The sequence below is a fragment of the Streptomyces sp. 130 genome (assembly GCF_007096885.1).
Lineage (GTDB): Bacteria > Actinomycetota > Actinomycetes > Streptomycetales > Streptomycetaceae > Streptomyces.
This window is the reverse complement of the sequence record NZ_VJNO01000008.1, coordinates 156,823-174,674: the sequence shown is the minus strand read 5'-3', so window position 1 is coordinate 174,674 and position 17,852 is coordinate 156,823. Positions and strand designations below refer to the sequence as shown.

At 73.3% G+C, this 17,852-nt stretch carries 17 protein-coding genes; 8 read left to right on the top strand and 9 right to left on the bottom strand.

Features of this window, described 5'->3' with window-relative positions:
• The first annotated feature begins 80 nt into the window (after positions 1-80).
• The 3 genes from FKN01_RS33540 to FKN01_RS10115 all read left to right on the top strand — a co-directional run bounded on the left by FKN01_RS33540 (position 81) and on the right by FKN01_RS10115 (position 3,326).
• The gene (locus tag FKN01_RS33540) at positions 81-1,466 is read left to right on the top strand and encodes an Ig-like domain repeat protein (protein ID WP_143618710.1); all 1,386 of its coding nucleotides are present in this window, start codon (positions 81-83) and stop codon (positions 1,464-1,466) included.
• Positions 1,467-1,541: 75 nt separating this feature from the next.
• A complete protein-coding gene (locus FKN01_RS10120) occupies positions 1,542-2,477 on the top strand; it encodes a sortase (protein ID WP_221939361.1) in 936 nt (311 codons plus the stop codon).
• A 24-nt stretch (positions 2,478-2,501) separates the two neighbouring features.
• Positions 2,502-3,326, top strand: a complete 825-nt coding sequence (locus FKN01_RS10115; protein ID WP_143618708.1) for a phosphate ABC transporter ATP-binding protein — start codon at positions 2,502-2,504, stop codon at positions 3,324-3,326.
• Positions 3,327-3,368: 42 nt separating this feature from the next.
• Here the strand turns inward: FKN01_RS10115 and FKN01_RS10110 are convergent, their stop codons facing one another.
• The 3 genes from FKN01_RS10110 to FKN01_RS10100 form a co-directional block, all read right to left on the bottom strand.
• Positions 3,369-5,015, bottom strand: coding sequence for a phospho-sugar mutase (locus FKN01_RS10110; RefSeq protein ID WP_143618706.1), 1,647 nt, complete (start codon positions 5,013-5,015; stop codon positions 3,369-3,371).
• A gap of 83 nt (positions 5,016-5,098) precedes the next feature.
• Complete coding sequence (locus FKN01_RS10105) at positions 5,099-5,923, bottom strand: purine-nucleoside phosphorylase (protein WP_143618704.1); 825 nt, start codon at positions 5,921-5,923, stop codon at positions 5,099-5,101.
• Positions 5,924-6,031: 108 nt separating this feature from the next.
• Positions 6,032-6,469: a gamma-glutamylcyclotransferase gene (locus FKN01_RS10100; RefSeq protein ID WP_026171252.1), complete on the bottom strand. Its 438-nt coding sequence runs from the start codon at positions 6,467-6,469 to the stop codon at positions 6,032-6,034.
• A 261-nt stretch (positions 6,470-6,730) separates the two neighbouring features.
• Here FKN01_RS10100 and FKN01_RS10095 point away from each other — a divergent pair, with 261 nt between their 5' ends.
• Together FKN01_RS10095 and FKN01_RS10090 are read left to right on the top strand one after the other, a co-directional pair.
• Complete coding sequence (locus FKN01_RS10095; protein WP_143618702.1) at positions 6,731-8,170, top strand: NAD(P)H-quinone dehydrogenase; 1,440 nt, start codon at positions 6,731-6,733, stop codon at positions 8,168-8,170.
• Between the two features lie 197 nt (positions 8,171-8,367).
• Positions 8,368-9,327, top strand: a complete 960-nt coding sequence (locus FKN01_RS10090) for a DeoR/GlpR family DNA-binding transcription regulator (RefSeq protein ID WP_143618699.1) — start codon at positions 8,368-8,370, stop codon at positions 9,325-9,327.
• 33 nt (positions 9,328-9,360) lie between these two features.
• Here the strand turns inward: FKN01_RS10090 and FKN01_RS10085 are convergent, their stop codons facing one another.
• Both FKN01_RS10085 and FKN01_RS10080 read right to left on the bottom strand, forming a co-directional pair.
• Entirely contained in the window at positions 9,361-9,981 is a 621-nt protein-coding gene (locus FKN01_RS10085) for a TetR/AcrR family transcriptional regulator (RefSeq protein WP_143618697.1), read from the bottom strand.
• Between the two features lie 128 nt (positions 9,982-10,109).
• Positions 10,110-11,864, bottom strand: coding sequence for a biotin carboxylase N-terminal domain-containing protein (locus tag FKN01_RS10080; RefSeq protein WP_143618695.1), 1,755 nt, complete (start codon positions 11,862-11,864; stop codon positions 10,110-10,112).
• A 372-nt stretch (positions 11,865-12,236) separates the two neighbouring features.
• Here FKN01_RS10080 and FKN01_RS10075 point away from each other — a divergent pair, with 372 nt between their 5' ends.
• Positions 12,237-12,695 carry a hypothetical protein gene (locus tag FKN01_RS10075; protein WP_143618693.1) on the top strand — a complete coding sequence of 153 codons (459 nt, stop codon included), beginning with the start codon at positions 12,237-12,239 and terminating at the stop codon, positions 12,693-12,695.
• A gap of 7 nt (positions 12,696-12,702) precedes the next feature.
• Here the strand turns inward: FKN01_RS10075 and FKN01_RS10070 are convergent, their stop codons facing one another.
• The 4 genes from FKN01_RS10070 to FKN01_RS10060 form a co-directional block, all read right to left on the bottom strand.
• Positions 12,703-13,314 (bottom strand): nucleoside triphosphate pyrophosphatase, encoded by a 612-nt coding sequence (locus FKN01_RS10070; protein WP_143618691.1) that lies wholly within the window; start codon positions 13,312-13,314, stop codon positions 12,703-12,705.
• A 76-nt stretch (positions 13,315-13,390) separates the two neighbouring features.
• Positions 13,391-13,519, bottom strand: a complete 129-nt coding sequence (mmpB, locus tag FKN01_RS33085; RefSeq protein ID WP_260696836.1) for a morphogenic membrane protein MmpB — start codon at positions 13,517-13,519, stop codon at positions 13,391-13,393.
• 77 nt (positions 13,520-13,596) lie between these two features.
• Positions 13,597-13,803: an acyl-CoA carboxylase epsilon subunit gene (locus FKN01_RS10065; RefSeq protein ID WP_143618689.1), complete on the bottom strand. Its 207-nt coding sequence runs from the start codon at positions 13,801-13,803 to the stop codon at positions 13,597-13,599.
• A gap of 14 nt (positions 13,804-13,817) precedes the next feature.
• On the bottom strand, positions 13,818-15,401 hold the full coding sequence (locus tag FKN01_RS10060) for an acyl-CoA carboxylase subunit beta (protein ID WP_143618687.1): 1,584 nt from the start codon (positions 15,399-15,401) through the stop codon (positions 13,818-13,820).
• 133 nt (positions 15,402-15,534) lie between these two features.
• Between FKN01_RS10060 and FKN01_RS10055 the strand changes: the two genes are divergently transcribed.
• Positions 15,535-16,398: a biotin--[acetyl-CoA-carboxylase] ligase gene (locus FKN01_RS10055; protein ID WP_143618685.1), complete on the top strand. Its 864-nt coding sequence runs from the start codon at positions 15,535-15,537 to the stop codon at positions 16,396-16,398.
• Positions 16,399-16,523: 125 nt separating this feature from the next.
• A complete protein-coding gene (locus FKN01_RS10050) occupies positions 16,524-17,702 on the top strand; it encodes an adenylate/guanylate cyclase domain-containing protein (RefSeq protein ID WP_143618683.1) in 1,179 nt (392 codons plus the stop codon).
• The last annotated feature ends 150 nt before the right edge of the window (positions 17,703-17,852 follow it).

The following is a 17,852-nucleotide window of genomic DNA, read 5'->3' as shown; positions in this document are numbered from 1 at the left end:
CCGCGCGACGGCCGGGCACCCCGTGGGTGCCCGGCCCCCCGGCGTATCCACCACCACATCCCTTGGGGGGACCGACCACCATGCGACACCTCGCACCACCGAGAACGCCCGCGGCGCTGCTGCTGTGCTGCTCTCTCCTGCTCGCCGCCGCCGCGACCGTCCTCGGGCTCGCGCCGTCCGCGCACGCCGAGGACGTGCTGGGCAAGCTGACCCTTCCCGTGACGTCCGGCAAGATCGCCGACAACCCGACGTTCCCCCGGGTGACGACGGACGGCCCCTGCCCGTCCACGAACGCCGCACAGGTGTCGCTGGTCCTGGCCAAGCCGACCGGCGGAACCGTCACGCTGGGCAAGACGACGGTCGGGGCCCCCTTCGACCAGGGGCCGTTCGGCGCGGACATCCTGGCGGGCAAGTCACTGGAGTCGCTGGTGCGCGCCTGGATTCCCACCGGGTCGCTCGACGGCACCTACGACATCCGGCTGATGTGCCGCACCACGGGCAACGTGGGCGGGCAGTACTTCGCCGCGAAGGTCGTGGTCACCGGTGACTCCTGGGCCGTGCAGGCGCCCGTCGCCGCGACCACCACCACCCTCACCGCCGCCCCCGCCACCACCGCGCCCGCCGGCGCCGAGGTCACCCTGACCGCGGCCGTCACGCCCGCCGCGGCGGCCGGCAAGGTCACCTTCCTGGACGGCACCACCGAGCTCGGCACCGCGGACACCGCCTCCGGCACCGCCACGCTGAAGACCGCCGCGCTCGCCCAGGGCGCCCACACCCTCACCGCCTCCTTCGCCCCGGCCGACACGGCCGCGTACGCCGCGTCCGTCTCCGAGGCCGTCGCGTACACCGTGACCGCGCCCAGCTCCTCGCCCTCGCCGGACCCGGACGACACCGGCAGCCCCGGCCCGACCCCCACCGCGTCCCCCGACCTCGACGCCACCGACGCGGACGGCACCGCCCTGGACGTCAACCCGACGCTCACCCCGGGCCAGAAGGTCCTGCTCACCGCGCGCGGCTACACCGGGGGTGCCACGGTCAAGGTCACCCTCGCCGACAGCGAGGCCGCCTTCCCCGACGCCACCGCCGACGGCCAGGGGACCGTCACCGCCTACGCGTTCACCGTGCCGGAGGACAGCGAGGACGGCTCGTACACGCTCAGCCTCACCGAGGACAAGGCGGACGGCCACACCGTCGAGTTCATGTACAGCGTCGGCGACGCCCCGGACCCCGGAGCCGATCCGAGCGGCTCCGCCACCTCCGCCGACGGCGGTACGACGGACGGGGCGGACGGCGGGGGCTCCGGCGGCGCGGACTCCGGCGGCTCCACGGGCGGCGGCGGCGCCACCGGCTCGCTCGCCTCCACCGGCACCAGCGCCCTCGCACTCGGTGCCGCCGCACTCGCGCTCTGCGGGCTCGGCACGGCGTTCGTGACGCACGCCCGCCGCAAGGGCCTGCTCCGGTTCTGAAACCCCGGGGGGCGGGGCAAGGTTCCGCCCCCCCCCCGCCCACCCCGTGCCCGTCCTGCGAGGAGCGCATCCGCCGTGACCACCGTGCTGACTCCGCCGCCCCCACCGGTGACCCCCGCCCCGCCCGCCACACCCCCGCCCGCGACGGGGCCCGCCACCCCGCCCGCCCGTCCCGGCCTCGCCCTGGCGGGAGCGGCGCTCTGCGTGCTCGCCGCCGTACTCCTGGGCTTCGCGGCCAACCTCACCGTCGTCGGCCACCTCCAGCACGCCCGCGACCAGCGGACCGGCTACGCCGAACTGCGCAAGCAACTCGCCCTCGGCACCGCACCGGTGGGCCAGCGCACCTACGACGGCAAGGCCCTCGCCCCGGGCGCCCCCGTCGCCCTGCTGCGCATCCCGGCGCTCGGACTGCGCGAGGTCGTCGGCGAGGGCACCACCTCCGGGGTCCTCATGTCCGGGCCCGGGCACCGCCGCGACACCCCGCTGCCCGGCCAGGCCGGGACCAGCGTCGTCATGGGCAGGCAGTGGGGCTACGGCAGCCCCTTCCACGCCCTCGGCAAGCTCCCCGCCGGGGCGACGATCGAGGTGACGACCGGCCAGGGCAAGGCCGTCTACCGGGTGCTGGGCGTACGTCGGTCCGGCGACCCCCTCCCCGAACCCGCCGGCACCCGGGGCCGGCTGACCCTCGTCACCGCCTCCGGCGGCCCGTACACCCCCAGCGGGGTGCTCTACGTGGACGCCGACCTCACCACCCCGGTCCAGCCGAACCCGCCCCGGGCCCTCCGCCTCGGCTGGACCGGCGCGGCGGAAGAGGCGCTCGGCCGGGAGACCGGCGCCTGGCTCGCGGTCTTCCTCTGGTCGCAGGCCCTGCTGATCGCCGCGCTCCTCACCGTCTGGCTGTACCGCGTCTGGGGCAGCTGGCAGACCTGGATCGCCGCCGGGCCCGTGCTGCTCGCCCTCGGCCTCGCCGTCTCCGGCGCCGCCACCCGCCTGCTCCCCAACCTGCTCTGAAATTCCAGGAGTTGACCGAACGCCATGACCGAAGCGCTGTACCGGACCGCCGTCGCCCGCACCGTCACCGCCGCGCCCGCCACCCTGGAGGCCGAGGAGGTCTCGGCCTGGTTCGGCGACCACAAGGTCCTGGACCGGGTCTCGCTCGCGATGCCCGCCCGACAGGTCACCGCTCTCATCGGCCCCTCGGGCTGCGGCAAGTCGACCTTCCTGCGCATCCTCAACCGGATGCACGAACTGGTCGGCTCCGCCTCCCTGGCCGGGCGGGTGCTCCTCGACGGCGACGACATCTACGACCGGGGCCGCCGCATCACCCGGGCCCGCCGCGAGATCGGCATGGTCTTCCAGAAGCCCAACCCCTTCCCCGCGATGTCCCTGTACGACAACGTCCTGGCCGGACTGAAGCTCAACGGCATCAAGGCCGCGAAGGGCGGCAAGGACGACCTCGTCGAGGAGTGCCTGACCAGGGCCGGGCTCTGGCGCGAGGTCAGGGACCGGCTCCGCCAGCCGGGCGGTGCGCTCTCCGGCGGCCAGCAGCAGCGCCTGTGCATCGCCAGGTCGCTGGCGGTACGGCCCCGGGTGCTGCTGATGGACGAGCCCTGCTCCGCGCTCGACCCGACCTCCACCCGGCGCATCGAGGAGACCATCGCCGAACTCCGCGAGGACGTCACCATCGTGATCGTCACCCACAACATGCAGCAGGCCGCCCGGGTCTCCGACCGCTGCGCGTTCTTCCTCGCCGAACAGGGCACCCCGGGCGTCATCGTCGAGCACGGTCTGACCGACGACATGTTCCACCGCCCGCAGGACAGCCGGACCGCCGACTACGTCAACGGCCGCTTCGGATGACCCCGCGCCCGGGGCCCGGTCCGGGCGGTCCGGCCGCCCGGATCAGATCCCGGCCGCTGCCGCCAGGTCGCGCCTGATGCCGTTCAGCAGTTCCGCCGCCCGGGCCCGGGCGGCCGGCAGCCCGGCGGCCGAGCCGACCGGCACCACGACCTCCAGATAGCACTTCAGCTTCGGCTCGGTGCCGCTCGGGCGGACGATCACCCGGGCGCCGTCCAGCCGGTAGCGGAGCCCGTCGGTCGGCGGCAGCCGGTCCGCGCCGCGCGACAGGTCCTCGGCCGAGGTCACGGGCAACCCCGCCAGGGCGGCCGGCGGCTGCTCGCGCAGCCGGCGCATCGCGTCCGCGATGACGGACAGGTCCTCGACCCGCACCGACAGCTGGTCGGTCGCGTGCAGCCCGTGTTCGAGCGCGAGGTCGTCCAGCAGGTCCAGGAGCGTACGCCCCTGCTCCTTCAGTACGGAGGCGAGCTCGGCGACGAGCAGCGCGGCCGTGATGCCGTCCTTGTCGCGGACCCCCTCCGGGTCCACGCAGTAGCCGAGCGCCTCCTCGTAGCCGTAACGCAGCCCCTCGACGCGGGCGATCCACTTGAAGCCCGTCAGGGTCTCCTCGTGACCCAGGCCCGCCTTCCCGGCGATCCGGCCCAGCAGCGAGGACGAGACGATGGACTCCGCGAACACGCCGGTCGCGCCCCGGCGCACCAGGTGCGCGGCGAGCAGCGCGCCGACCTCGTCGCCCCGCAGCATCCGCCAGCCGCCGTCCGCCGCCGGGTCCGGCACGGCGACGGCACACCGGTCCGCGTCCGGGTCGTTGGCGATGACGAGGTCCGGGTTCACGCGGCGCGCGGTGGCGAACGCGAGGTCCATCGCCCCGGGCTCCTCCGGATTGGGGAAGGCCACGGTGGGGAAAGCGGGGTCCGGCTCGGCCTGCTCCGCGACGAGCACGGGCGCGGGGAAGCCGGCCCGGTCGAACGCGGCGGTGAGGACCGAGGTGCCGACGCCGTGCATCGCGGTGTACACGGTGCGGGCGGTGCGCGGCGAGCCGGCGCCGAGCACGGCGTCCGTACGGGTCAGGTAGGCGTCCAGGACCTCGTCGCCCAGGGTCTCCCAGCCGGTCTCCGGGCGGTCCACGGCGGCCAGCGGGCCGACCGCCGCGATGGCCGCGGCGATCTCGCCGTCCGCCGGCGGCACGATCTGCGAGCCGTCGCCGAGGTAGACCTTGTAGCCGTTGTCGCGGGGCGGGTTGTGGCTGGCGGTCACCTCGACGCCGGCGACGGCGCCCAGGTGCCTTATGGCGTACGCGAGCACGGGGGTGGGCAGCGGGCGGGGGAGGACCGCCGCGCGGAGGCCGGCGCCGGTCATCACCGCGGCGGTGTCCCGGGCGAAGTCGGCGGACTTGTAGCGGGCGTCGTAGCCGATGACGACCAGCCCGCCGGCCTGCCCCTGACCCTTCAGGTACGCGGCGAGGCCGGCGGCGGCGCGGATGACCACGGAGCGGTTCATGCGCATCGGGCCCGCGCCGAGCTCGCCGCGCAGCCCGGCGGTGCCGAACTGCAGCGTGCCCGCGAAGCGGGCGGTGAGCTCGTCGGTGTCCTCGGCGGCGATGAGCCCGGCGAGCTCTGCGCGGGTGTCGGGGTCGGGATCCTCCGCCAGCCAGGCGCCGGCGCGGGCGAGGAGGTCCGGGGGTGTCGTCACGGGGTGCCTTTCGTGTGCGCTACCTGTAAGCCCCTCCGGCGATCGAGGAGCGGGGGTCTGGGGGCGGCGCCCCCAGGACAACCTCAGATCCGGTCCAGCACCCGGGCCAGCAGGGACCCCATCCGCGTCGCGGAATCGCGCCCCGCCTGAAGGACCTCCTCGTGGTTCAGCGGCTCCCCGCTCAGCCCCGCCGCCAGGTTCGTCACCAGGGAGATGCCGAGGACCTCGGCACCCGCCTCGCGGGCCGCGATCGCCTCCAGGACCGTGGACATGCCGACCAGGTCGCCGCCCATCACGCGGACCATGCCGATCTCGGCCGGGGTCTCGTAGTGCGGGCCGGGGAACTGCACGTAGACGCCCTCTTCGAGCGTCGCGTCCACCTCCTTGCACAGCGCGCGCAGGCGCGGCGAGTACAGGTCGGTCAGGTCCACGAAGTTCGCGCCGACGATCGGCGACGCCGCCGTCAGGTTGATGTGGTCGCTGATCAGGACCGGCTGGCCGGGGCGCATGCCCTCGCGCAGGCCGCCGCAGCCGTTCGTCAGGACGACCGTCCGGCACCCCGCGGCGACCGCCGTGCGGACCCCGTGCGCGACGGCGGCGACGCCCCGGCCCTCGTAGTAGTGCGTGCGGCCAAGGAACACCAGGGCGCGCTTGTCGCCGATCACGTGCGAGCGGATCGTGCCGCCGTGGCCCTCGACGGCGGGCGCGGGGAAGCCGGGCAGGGCGGTCACGGGGAACTCGGCCGCCGGAACGCCGAGCGCGGCAGCGGCCGGCGCCCAGCCGGAGCCCATCACGAGGGCGACGTCGTGAGTCTCGGCACCGGTCAGCTCGCGCAGGCGGGCGGCGGCGTCGGCGGCGGCGGCGTACGGGTCGCCCTGGATGTGGTCCGGAATAACTGATGCGTTCACGCGGATGAGCGTAACCGCTGAATCCCTACGCGCGTAGATCCCCCCGCACAGAGTCTTGCGGGATTCGTTTGTGTCTTCCGACAATCGGACCGGCGACGGGGCGGCCCGTCAGCAGGGTCGCTTGCGCAGTTCCATCACGTAGTCGTGCGGCGCGCCCGCCGATTCGGCCGCGTCCGCGATCTCGCCCAGATAACGGGCGGACGGCAGGCCGCCCTCGTAACCGTTGAGCACATAGATCCAGGCCGGCTCCTCGCCGTCCAGCGTGTGCACCCGGATGCGCATGCGCCGGTAGATGTCGAGGCCGACGCCCTCCCAGCGGTCCATGGAGTCCTCGTCCATGGGCGCCAGGTCGTACAGGGCGACGAACACCTGCGAGCGGGGCGCCTCCACCACGGTGGCCAGCGCGCCCTCCCAGCCCATCTGCTCGCCGCCGAAGGTCAGCCGCCAGCCGTTCAGCCAGCCGGTGCCGCGCAGCGGAGAGTGCGGGGCGCGGCGCGTCATCAGCCGCGCGTCGAGGTTGCCGGCGTACGCGGCGTAGAGCGACATGGGATCGAGGGTACGGGAGGTGGCGGCGGGCACGCCGGTTCCTGCGGGGAACGCCCCCCGAGGGGAGGCGCGAACCGGGGCGGACGCGTCCGCCGCACCCGTGCGCCGTGCGCCCCGGCGCACGTATGGAGGGCCCCGGGGAGAATCACCTTGGCGCGTGCGGGACAATGAAGTACGTACTGCATTCCCCCGGGGCGATCCCCCGGACCCCGGCCGGGGCAGCAGACGGCCGTGGGACGAGAAACGCGAGGCGGACTTTTCGTGACCCGGATCGTGATCATCGGCGGCGGACCCGGCGGGTACGAGGCGGCCCTGGTGGGCGCCCAGCTCGGCGCGGAGGTGACCGTCGTCGACTGTGACGGCCTCGGCGGCGCGTCCGTCCTCACCGACTGCGTGCCCTCGAAGACCCTGATCGCGACGGCCGAGGTGATGACCACCTTCGACTCCTCCTACGAGGAGCTGGGCATCATCGTCGCGGACGACACCCCGCACCTGGAGCAGGCCGCGCGTGTGGTCGGCGTCGATCTGGGGAAGGTCAACCGCCGCGTCAAGCGCCTGGCGCTCGCGCAGTCCCACGACATCACCGCCTCCGTCACCCGCGCCGGCGCCCGCGTCATGCGCGGACGCGGCCGTCTGGAGGGCCTCCAGGCCGCCGACGGCTCCCGCCAGGTGGTCGTCACGGCCGCCGACGGCACGGAGGAGACGCTCACCGCGGACGCCGTGCTGATAGCGACCGGTGGCCACCCCCGGGAGATCCCGGACGCGCAGCCGGACGGCGAGCGCATCCTGAACTGGACCCAGGTCTACGACCTCGACGAGCTGCCCCAGGAGCTCATCGTCGTCGGCTCCGGTGTGACCGGCGCCGAGTTCGCCGGCGCCTACCAGGCCCTCGGCTCGCGCGTCACGCTCGTCTCCTCCCGCGACCGGGTGCTGCCCGGCGAGGACCCCGACGCGGCGGCCGTCCTGGAGGACGTGTTCCGGCGGCGCGGCATGAACGTCATGGCCCGCTCCCGCGCCCAGTCCGCCAAGCGCGTCGGCGACCGGGTCGAGGTGACCCTCGCCGACGGCCGGGTCATCTCCGGCACGCACTGCCTGATGGCCGTCGGCGCCATCCCGAACACCGCGGGCATGGGGCTGGAGGAGGCCGGCGTCCGGCTCAAGGACTCCGGGCACGTCTGGACCGACAAGGTCTCCCGCACCAGCGCACCCGGCGTCTACGCGGCCGGCGACGTCACCGGCGTCTTCGCGCTCGCCTCCGTCGCCGCCATGCAGGGCCGCATCGCGATGTACCACTTCCTCGGCGACGCGGTGGCCCCGCTGGACCTCAAGACGGTGTCCTCCAACGTCTTCACCGACCCGGAGATCGCCACCGTCGGTTACACCCAGGCGGACGTCGACGCGGGCAAGATCGAGGCGCTGGTCGTCAAGCTGCCGCTGCTGCGCAATCCGCGCGCCAAGATGCAGGGCATCCGGGACGGCTTCGTCAAGATCTTCTGCCGCCCCGGCACCGGCATCGTGGTCGGCGGCTGCGTCGTCGCCCCCCGGGCCAGCGAGCTGATCCACCCGATCTCGATCGCCGTCGACAACAATCTGACGGTCGAGCAGATCGCAAACGCCTTCACTGTGTACCCGTCCCTGTCGGGATCGATCGCCGAAGTGGCCCGCCAGTTGCACAGCCGTAAGCGCACGGGCGAGGCGTGACGGGGCCGGGGACCCGGGCCCGCTGCCCGGCAATCCCCGGCAACTCCCGCCAAGTCGGGCGTCCCGCGACGGCGTTCGATCAGGAGGCGACAACAAGGCGGCCTCCTATACCACTTGGTGACCGGCTGTATATGCAACTTCTGCAATTCGGCGCAAACTGCTGAAAAGTCTCGCGCGGTCACGTTACTGTCAGTTTCGTGTTCGCTGCAGAACGTCGTCAGTTGATCCTCGAAATGGTGCGCGCCAACGGGGCGGTATCGCTCCGTGAGCTCGCCCGCGTCGTCCAGACCTCCGAAGTGACCGTACGGCGGGACGTGCGGGCGCTGGAGGCAGAAGGACTCCTCGACCGCCGGCACGGCGGTGCGGTCTTGCCGGGCGGTTTCACGCGGGAGTCCGGCTTTCCGCAGAAATCCCATCTCGCCACCGCGGAGAAGACGGCCATCGCCGACCTGGCCGCCGGCCTGGTCGAAGAGGGCGAGGCCATCGTCGTCGGTGCCGGTACGACCACGCAGGAGCTGGCCCGCCGGCTCGCGCGCGTCCCCGGCCTGACCGTCGTCACCAACTCCCTGCTCGTCGCCCAGGCGCTGGCCCATGCCAACCGGGTGGAGGTGGTGATGACCGGGGGCACCCTCCGCGGCTCCAACTACGCCCTCGTGGGCAGTGGGGCCGAGCAGTCCCTCCAGGGGCTGCGGGTCTCCCGCGCGTTCCTGTCCGGGAGCGGGCTCACCGCCGAGCGCGGGCTCTCCACGTCCAACATGCTCTCCGCGAGCGTGGACCGGGCGCTGGTGCAGGCCGCGGCGGAGGTGGTGGTCCTCGCGGACCACACGAAGCTCGGCTCCGACACCATGTTCCAGACCGTGCCGACGGACCTCATCACCCATCTGGTGACCGACGAGCCCGCCGCGCATGACGACCGGTCGGCGGCGGAGCTGCAGGCGCTGGCGGACCAGGGCGTACGGATCGCTGTCGCGGGAGGCGGGACGTCCGCGGCCTCGTCGGCCGCGGACCCGGGCGCGGGCGGGCGGCCCGCCCGGCGCGAGATGCCGCTGCCCGGGCAGCGGCGTACGCAGGGGCAGGGGCAGGGGTTGCGGGCGCTCGGGGAGCCGGGGGCCGGTGACCGGGAGCGGGCGCGGGTGGCGGATCTGCGGCGGCGGTAGCCCGGGGGCGCTGTCGCCACGGACCGCCGCTCCTCAATCGCCGGAGGGGCTTGATCCGCCATCGGTGGGGCTTGAGTTCGCCAGGCCCCGTAGCGTCAGTCTCAGCAGGCGGGCGGCGAGTCCCGGGTCGTCCGGGGACTGCTCCGCCGCCAGGGCGATCGCGTTCGTCAATTGCATCAGGTCGTCTATGGAGACGTCCGGCCGCACCGCCCCCGACGACTGGGCGCGGTCCAGGAGCGTCGAACCCGCCTCGCGCAGCGGGGTGTTGCAGCGGGCCAGGGCCGAAGTCTCGTCGCGGCAGGTGGACATGAGGGCCTGGGCCACACCGCGGTACTCGCCCGCGTGGGTGACGATCGCGCCCAGCCACTCCACCAGCGCGGCGCACGGCCGGTCCGAGCCGGCCAGTTCGCGGGAGCGGGTGATCAGGGCGGTCACCGCCTCCTGGAAGACCGCGCTCATCAGCGCGTGCCGGCTCGGGAAGTGCCGGTACAGCGTGCCGATGCCCACCCCCGCGCGCCGGGCGACGTCCTCCAGGGACGCGTCGGTGCCGTGTTCCGCGAAGGCGGCACGGGCTTCCGCCAGCAGCCGGCCGTAGTTGCGGCGCGCGTCGGCACGCATGGGCCGGGCCGGTGCCCCTGCCTGGCTCGTCGCCATCGTGCGGTCCCTCCTGTCTCCCCGGTCTCCAGGATGCCATCGCGCGGGTGGCCGCCGTCCCCCGAATGCGCCGGTGCCCCGGTCACGTCCGACGACATGACCGGGGCACCGGCGGCGAAGAGGCGGGGTCAGTCCTTGATCTCGCAGATGACGGCGCCCGAGGAGATCGAGCTGCCGACCTCGGCGGCCAGACCCTTGACCGTGCCGGAGCGGTGCGCGTTCAGCGGCTGCTCCATCTTCATGGCCTCCAGGACGACGATCAGGTCGCCTTCCTTGACCTCCTGGCCCTCCTCCACGGCGATCTTCACGATCGTGCCCTGCATCGGGGAGGCGAGGGTGTCGCCGGAGACGGCCGAGCCGGACTTCTTCGCCGCGCGGCGCTTGGGCTTGGCGCCCGCCGCGAGGCCGGTACGGGCCAGGCTCATGCCGAGCGAGGAGGGCAGCGAGACCTCCAGGCGCTTGCCGCCGACCTCCACGACCACCGTCTCGCGGCCCGACTCCTCGTCGGCCTCCGCCTCGGCGGGCGCGGCGAACGGCTTGATCTCGTTGACGAACTCCGTCTCGATCCAGCGGGTGTGGACGCGGAACGGGTCGGCGGTGAACGCCGGGTCCGCCACCACCGCACGGTGGAACGGGATGGCGGTCGCCATGCCCTCGACCCGGAACTCGGCCAGGGCGCGGGCCGCGCGCTGGAGGGCCTGTTCCCGCGTCGCGCCGGTCACGATGAGCTTGGCGAGCAGCGAGTCCCAGGCGGGGCCGATGACCGAGCCGGACTCCACGCCCGCGTCCAGCCGCACGCCCGGACCGCTCGGCGCCTCGAACCGGGTGACGGTGCCGGGCGCCGGGAGGAAGCCGCGGCCCGGGTCCTCGCCGTTGATCCGGAACTCGAAGGAGTGACCGCGCGAGGCGGGGTCGTCGTAGCCCAGCTCCTCCCCGTCGGCGATCCGGAACATCTCGCGGACCAGGTCGATGCCGGAGACCTCCTCGGTCACCGGGTGCTCCACCTGCAGGCGCGTGTTGACCTCCAGGAAGGAGATCGTGCCGTCCATGCCGACCAGGAACTCGACCGTGCCGGCGCCGACGTAGCCGGCCTCCTTCAGGATCGCCTTGGACGCCGCGTACAGCTCGGCGTTCTGCGCGTCGGACAGGAAGGGGGCCGGGGCCTCCTCCACGAGCTTCTGGTGGCGGCGCTGCAGCGAGCAGTCCCGGGTCGAGACGACGACCACGTTGCCGTGGGTGTCGGCCAGGCACTGGGTCTCCACGTGCCGCGGCTTGTCGAGGTAGCGCTCCACGAAGCACTCCCCGCGCCCGAACGCGGCGACCGCCTCGCGCACGGCGGAGTCGTACAGCTCCGGGATCTCCTCCAGCGTCCGCGCCACCTTCAGACCCCGGCCGCCACCGCCGAAGGCGGCCTTGATGGCGATCGGCAGGCCGTGCTCCTCGGCGAACGCCACGACCTCCTCGGAACCCGAGACCGGGTCCGGGGTGCCCGCGACCAGCGGGGCGCCGGCGCGCTGCGCGATGTGGCGGGCGGCGACCTTGTCACCGAGGTCCCGGATCGCGTGCGGCGGCGGGCCGATCCACGTCAGACCCGCGTCCAGCACGGCCTGGGCGAACTCGGCGTTCTCCGAGAGGAAGCCGTAACCCGGGTGGACCGCGTCCGCCCCGGAGTCCTTGGCCGCCTGCAGCACCTTGGCGATGTCCAGGTAGCTGGCCGCCGGGGTGTCACCGCCCAGAGCGAACGCCTCATCGGCCGCGCGGACGTGCAGAGCGTCACGGTCCGGATCGGCGTAGACGGCCACGCTCCCGATACCCGCGTCCCGGCAGGCCCGGGCAACACGGACAGCGATTTCGCCACGGTTGGCGATGAGCACCTTGCGCACGATGGCTCCCTCCTTGAAACAAGCTGAGTTTAGGGACTACCGACACGGTCCTACGACCCGTCCCCAATGGTGAGCTTGCCCACACGGAGTGTGATTCGAAGTGTGCTCGAGTCGCTGAATCCCTTGTGGCACCACGGTACGCCGGGTACTGAAACCGCACAGTAGCGACCGGGTGTGGCCCAGGTCTCTATCGGCACGGGCAGCGACCTGCCGCAATTCTTTGTGGGGTTTCCACTAAGGGGTGGGGAATTCTTTGCCCGACCCACGAAAGCCCGGAGAGGTAGGGGCCGGTCCGGGTTGCGCATGGCTCTTGTCGTGGCCATTACTCGTTAGTAGGGTCCGCGCTGTCGCACGTACTGCTGGTAACAGGGGGTGAGCGTCGTGGTGCGCAGGCTGGTGGCCTTCTTGGCCGCGCTCGTGCTGGCCGCGGAGGCCGTGGGCGTCGTGGTCGTCAACGTGGTCCTGGGCACGGTCGTGCGGAACCAGGAGATGTCCCTCGCCGGAACGGACCCCGAGGTGATGTCCAGGGGCACCTGGGTGCTCGGCGGGGTCTTCGGGGCCTTCCTGCTGCTGTGCGCCGTGCTCCTCGTGCCGGCGGGCGCCCGCGACCGCGCTCCGGGGCGCGTCGCCCGGATCGTGCTGGTCTGCTGCGCGGTCGTCCACGGCGTGCTCGGCGCGCTGACGGTCGGCCTCGTCGGCTGGGCGGCGTTCGCCTGGATGATGGTGGCGCTCGGCCTGATCGTGTTCGCCCTGGTGGCGTACGGACCCGAGCCGGCCCGGGCCGAGCCGCGGCCCGAGCCCGAGCAGCCGGCCGCGCCCGCGCCGGCTTGACCCCTCCTCAGGCCCAGAGGTCGGTGATCGCGATCCCCAGCTCGCCCAGCAGGCGGCGCAGCAGCGGCAGCGAGAGCCCGATGACGTTGCCCGGGTCGCCCTCGATGGATTCCACGAACGGTGCCGAGCGCCCGTCCAGGGTGAAGGCCCCCGCCACGTGCAGCGGTTCGCCGGAGGCCACGTAGGCGGCGACCTCGGCGTCCGTGGGCTCCCCGAAGCGCACCGTGGTGGACGCCGTCCGCGAGACCGTGCGGCCGGTCGTGGTGTCCGTCAGGCTGTGCCCGGTCCGCAGGATGCCGGTCCGGCCGCGCATCGACTTCCAGCGGGCGGTGGCCTCCTCGGCGTCGGCCGGCTTGCCGAGCGCCTGTCCGTCGAGCTCCAGCACCGAGTCGCAGCCGATGACCAGGGCGCCGGCGGCCTCGGGGAGCGCGGCGACGACGGCCGCCTTGGCCTCGGCGAGGACGAGGGCGAGTTCGGCGGGGGTGGGGGCGGTGAGGGCGTCCTCGTCGACGCCGCTGACGATGACCTCCGGGGCGAGGCCGGCCTGGCGGAGGAGGCCGAGGCGGGCGGGCGAGGCGGAGGCGAGGACGAGGCGTCGGGGTGCGGTCATGGGCGCCATCGTACGGACGCGGGGCGTTTCGGGGGCGCCGCCCCCGGCCCGCCGCTCCTCGGTCGCCGGTGGGGCCGGGAACGGCTCAGCGGGTGCCCAGGACGAACATCGCGACGACCATCGCCAGGGCCAGGACCAGTCCCGCCCGGCGCATCATCGTCTCCGCGTCGCGGAGTTCCTCGGGGGGCTTGTTCTCGGGGTCGGACCAGAGCATGATCCGATCCTGCTGCTCAGGCCTCGGGCGGCGCCTGAGTACGCGTACTCAGCCGCCGCCCCACGCGTCGCCGGCGGTTATCCGGGCCAGTACGTACGGGCCCAGGCGCGCGGGCCCGGCAGGTGGCGGCCGCGCCGGGCCAGCCGGCTCGGGTGGGACCAGCCGGCCGGTGGTTCCGGGGTGTTGGAGCCCGCCGCTGACACCGCGGCGGCACGCGCCCGGACGACCGCGAGCGCGGCGGCCAGTTCCTCCGGGGTCGGGTTGCCCCGTACGACCTTGATCATGGTCAGGACCCTTTCTAGAGGGGGATGTTGCCGTGCTTCTTGGGCGGCAGCGCCTCGCGCTTCGTACGGAGCTGGCGCAGCCCCTTCACGATGTGGGCCCGGGTGTCCGACGGCATGATCACCGCGTCCACGTACCCGCGTTCGGCCGCGACATACGGGTTCAGGAGGGTGTCCTCGTAGTCCGCGATCAGTTCGGCGCGGGTGGCCTCCTGGTCCTCGGCGGCGGCGATCGTACGGCGGTGCAGGATGTTCACCGCGCCCTGCGCGCCCATGACGGCGATCTGCGCGGTCGGCCAGGCGAGGTTGATGTCGGCGCCCAGGTGCTTGGAGCCCATGACGTCGTACGCGCCGCCGAACGCCTTGCGCGTGATCACCGTGATCAGCGGGACCGTCGCCTCCGCGTACGCGTAGATCAGCTTGGCGCCGCGCCGGATGATGCCGCCGTACTCCTGGTCGACGCCCGGCAGGAAGCCCGGCACGTCCACGAAGGTGAGCACCGGCACGTTGAACGCGTCGCAGGTGCGGACGAAGCGGGCCGCCTTCTCGCTCGCGTTGATGTCCAGACAGCCGGCGAACTGCAGGGGCTGGTTGGCGACGATGCCGACCGGGTAGCCCTCGACCCGGCCGAAGCCGGTGATGATGTTCGGCGCGAACAGGGCCTGGGTCTCCAGGAACTCGCCGTCGTCCAGCACGTGCTCGATCGCGGTGTGCATGTCGTACGGCTGGTTCGCCGAGTCCGGGATCAGCGTGTCCAGCTCGCGGTCCTCGTCGCTGACCGCCAGGTCCGCCTCCTCCGGGAAGGCCGGGGCCTCGGAGAGGTTGTTCGACGGCAGGTAGGACAGCAGCGACTTGACGTACTCGACGGCGTCCTTCTCGTCGCCCGCCATGTGGTGCGCGACGCCCGACGTGGTGTTGTGCGTACGGGCCCCGCCCAGCTCCTCGAAACCGACGTCCTCACCGGTGACCGTCTTGATGACGTCGGGGCCCGTGATGAACATGTGCGAGGTCTTGTCGACCATCACCGTGAAGTCGGTGATCGCGGGGGAGTACACCGCGCCGCCCGCGCACGGGCCGACGATCAGCGAGATCTGCGGGACCACACCCGAGGCGTGCACATTGCGCCGGAAGATCTCCGCGAACAGGCCCAGCGCCGCGACGCCCTCCTGGATGCGGGCGCCGCCGCCGTCGTTGATGCCGATGACCGGGCAGCCGGTCTTCAGCGCGAAGTCCATCACCTTGACGATCTTCTCACCGTAGACCTCGCCCAGCGAGCCGCCGAAGATGGTGAAGTCCTGCGAGTACACGCAGACGGGACGCCCGTCGACCGTGCCGTAGCCGGTCACGACGCCGTCCCCGTACGGCCGGTTCTTCTCGATGCCGAAATTGGTCGAGCGGTGCCGGGCGAACTCGTCGAGCTCCACGAAGGAACCCTCGTCGAGCAGGAGGTCGACGCGCTCGCGCGCCGTCAGCTTGCCCTTCGCGTGCTGCTTCTCCACCGCGCGCGCCGACCCGGCGTGGGTCGCCTCGTCGATGCGGCGCTGCAGGTCCGCGAGCTTGCCCGCGGTCGTGTGGAGGTCGGTCTCTTCCGGCTCGGACATCGGGTGGCGGCTCCCTGCCTGGTCACGGGGACGACTTGGCTGCTGATCTGCTGACGAACAGCTACTGAGCCGTAGCGTATCGGCGCGGATACGGTTCGGCAGTGCGTCCTTTGCCACACCTAGGGTGGCTTGCATGACACCTTCGGATGCGCCACAGAGCCGTTGGTCGGACCTGGACCGGCCGCCCCTCAACGTCCCCGCGCTGCGCCGCGGACTGCTGCGGCCCGGCTCGCTGTGGACCGCCCTCGACGTGGTCGGCTCGACCGGCTCCACCAACACCGATCTCGCCGCGCGCGCGGCGGACCTCACCGAGGGCACGGTCCTCGTCGCCGAGGAGCAGACCGCCGGGCGCGGCCGCCTGGAGCGCACCTGGACCGCCCCGGCCCGCTCCGGCCTGTTCTTCTCGGTCTACCTGACCCCGGGCGACGTGCCCGCCGAGCGCTGGGGCTGGCTGCCGCTGCTCACCGGCGTCGCCGCGGCCACCGGCCTGGCCCGCGCGGCGGGCGTCGACATGGCCCTGAAGTGGCCCAACGACCTGCTGGTCACGGTCGAGGGGCAGGAGCGCAAGACCGGCGGCATCCTCGCCGAGCGCGCCGGCGACGGCGTCGTCGTCGGCATCGGCCTCAACGTCTCGCTGCGCGCCGACGAGCTCCCCGCCCCCACCGCCGCCTCCCTCGCCCTGGCCGGCGCCGTCTCCACCGACCGCGAGACGCTGCTGCGGGGCGTCCTGCGCTCGCTGGAGCACTGGTACGGGCTCTGGCGCGACGCGGACGGCGACGCGGCGGCGAGCGGGGTGCAGGAGGCGTACGCGGCGGGCTGCGCGACCCTCGGCAAGTCCGTACGGGCGCAGCTGCCCGGCGACCGCACGCTCACCGGCGAGGCCGTCGCCGTCGACGGGGACGGGCGGCTCGTCCTGTCCACCGGCGGCGGACCGCTCGAACCGGTCTCCGCGGGCGACATCGTGCACCTGAGGGGCGTGGCGGGCGGCCTGACCTGAACCGGGAGCGCCCCGGCCTCGTGGGCTGAGGACGTGAGGTAGGGCACACCTGCCGTATCGTTGAGGTGATCCACCGGCGGACAGATCGGCAGGGCAGTGCGCAGGGAACGGGCAGGAGGCGGCTGGTGACCGTCGACGACACGACCTCCGGCGATGGCGCGCAGCAGTCACCGGACTCCTCGGTGCACGCCACGCCGCACCACGAAGTCGACCACACGGCCGAGCCGACCGACGACCCCCTCGCGATCCGGCTGGAACAGCTGATCCTGGGCGCCGACCGCCGCTACACGCCGTTCCAGGCGGCCCGCACGGCCGGCGTCTCCATGGACCTGGCCTCCCGCTTCTGGCGGGCCATGGGCTTCGCGGACATCGGGCAGGCGAAGGCGCTCACCGAGGCCGACGTGCTGGCCCTGCGGCGGCTCTCCGGTCTCGTGGAGGCCGGGCTGCTCAGCGAGCCGATGGCGATCCAGGTCGCCCGGTCGACCGGGCAGACCACCGCCCGGCTGGCCGAATGGCAGATCGACTCCTTCCTGGAGGGCCTGACCGAGCCCCCCGAGCCCGGCATGACCCGCACCGAGGTCACCTACCCCCTGATCGAGCTGCTCCTGCCCGAGCTGGAGGAGTTCCTGGTGTACGTGTGGCGGCGCCAGCTGGCCGCCGCCACGGGCCGGGTCGTGCAGGCGGCCGACGACGACGAGATGGTCGACCGGCGCCTCGCCGTGGGCTTCGCGGACCTCGTCGGCTTCACCCGGCTCACCCGCCGCCTGGAGGAGGAGGAGCTCGGCGAGCTGGTCGAGTCCTTCGAGACCACCTGCGCCGACCTGGTCGCGGCGCACGGCGGCCGGCTCATCAAGACCCTCGGCGACGAGGTCCTGTTCGCCGCCGACGACGCGGGGACCGCGGCCGAGATCGCGCTGCGCCTGGTGGAGGCGATGACCGTGGACGAGACCATGCCGGCGCTCCGGGTCGGCATCGCCTTCGGCACGGTCACCACCCGGATGGGCGATGTCTTCGGCACCACGGTGAACCTGGCCAGCCGCCTCACCTCGATAGCGCCCAAGGACGCGGTGCTGGTCGACGGGGCGTTCGCCGAGGAGCTGACGCGTACGGGCGACGCCCCGGTCTCCGAGGCGCGGGCGGCGGAGGAGGCCGCGGCGGCGGCCGAGCGGGCCGGGAAGGAGGGCCCGGACGCCGATGTGGTCCCGGTCCCGAAGTACCGCTACGGCCTCCAGCCGATGTGGCAGCGCCCGGTGCGCGGCCTCGGCGTGGTCGAGCCCTGGCTGCTGGCCCGGCGCGGTTCCTGACGCCGGCACGTCCTGACCCGTCTCGGACTGACGTGTCTCGGACTGACGTGTCTGGGGCTGATGTGTCCCGGGCGAACCTGTCTCGGGCGGACCTGTTCTCGGGCTGCTGCGTCGGGCTGACGTGTCTCGGGCCGACGTGTCTCGGGCGGG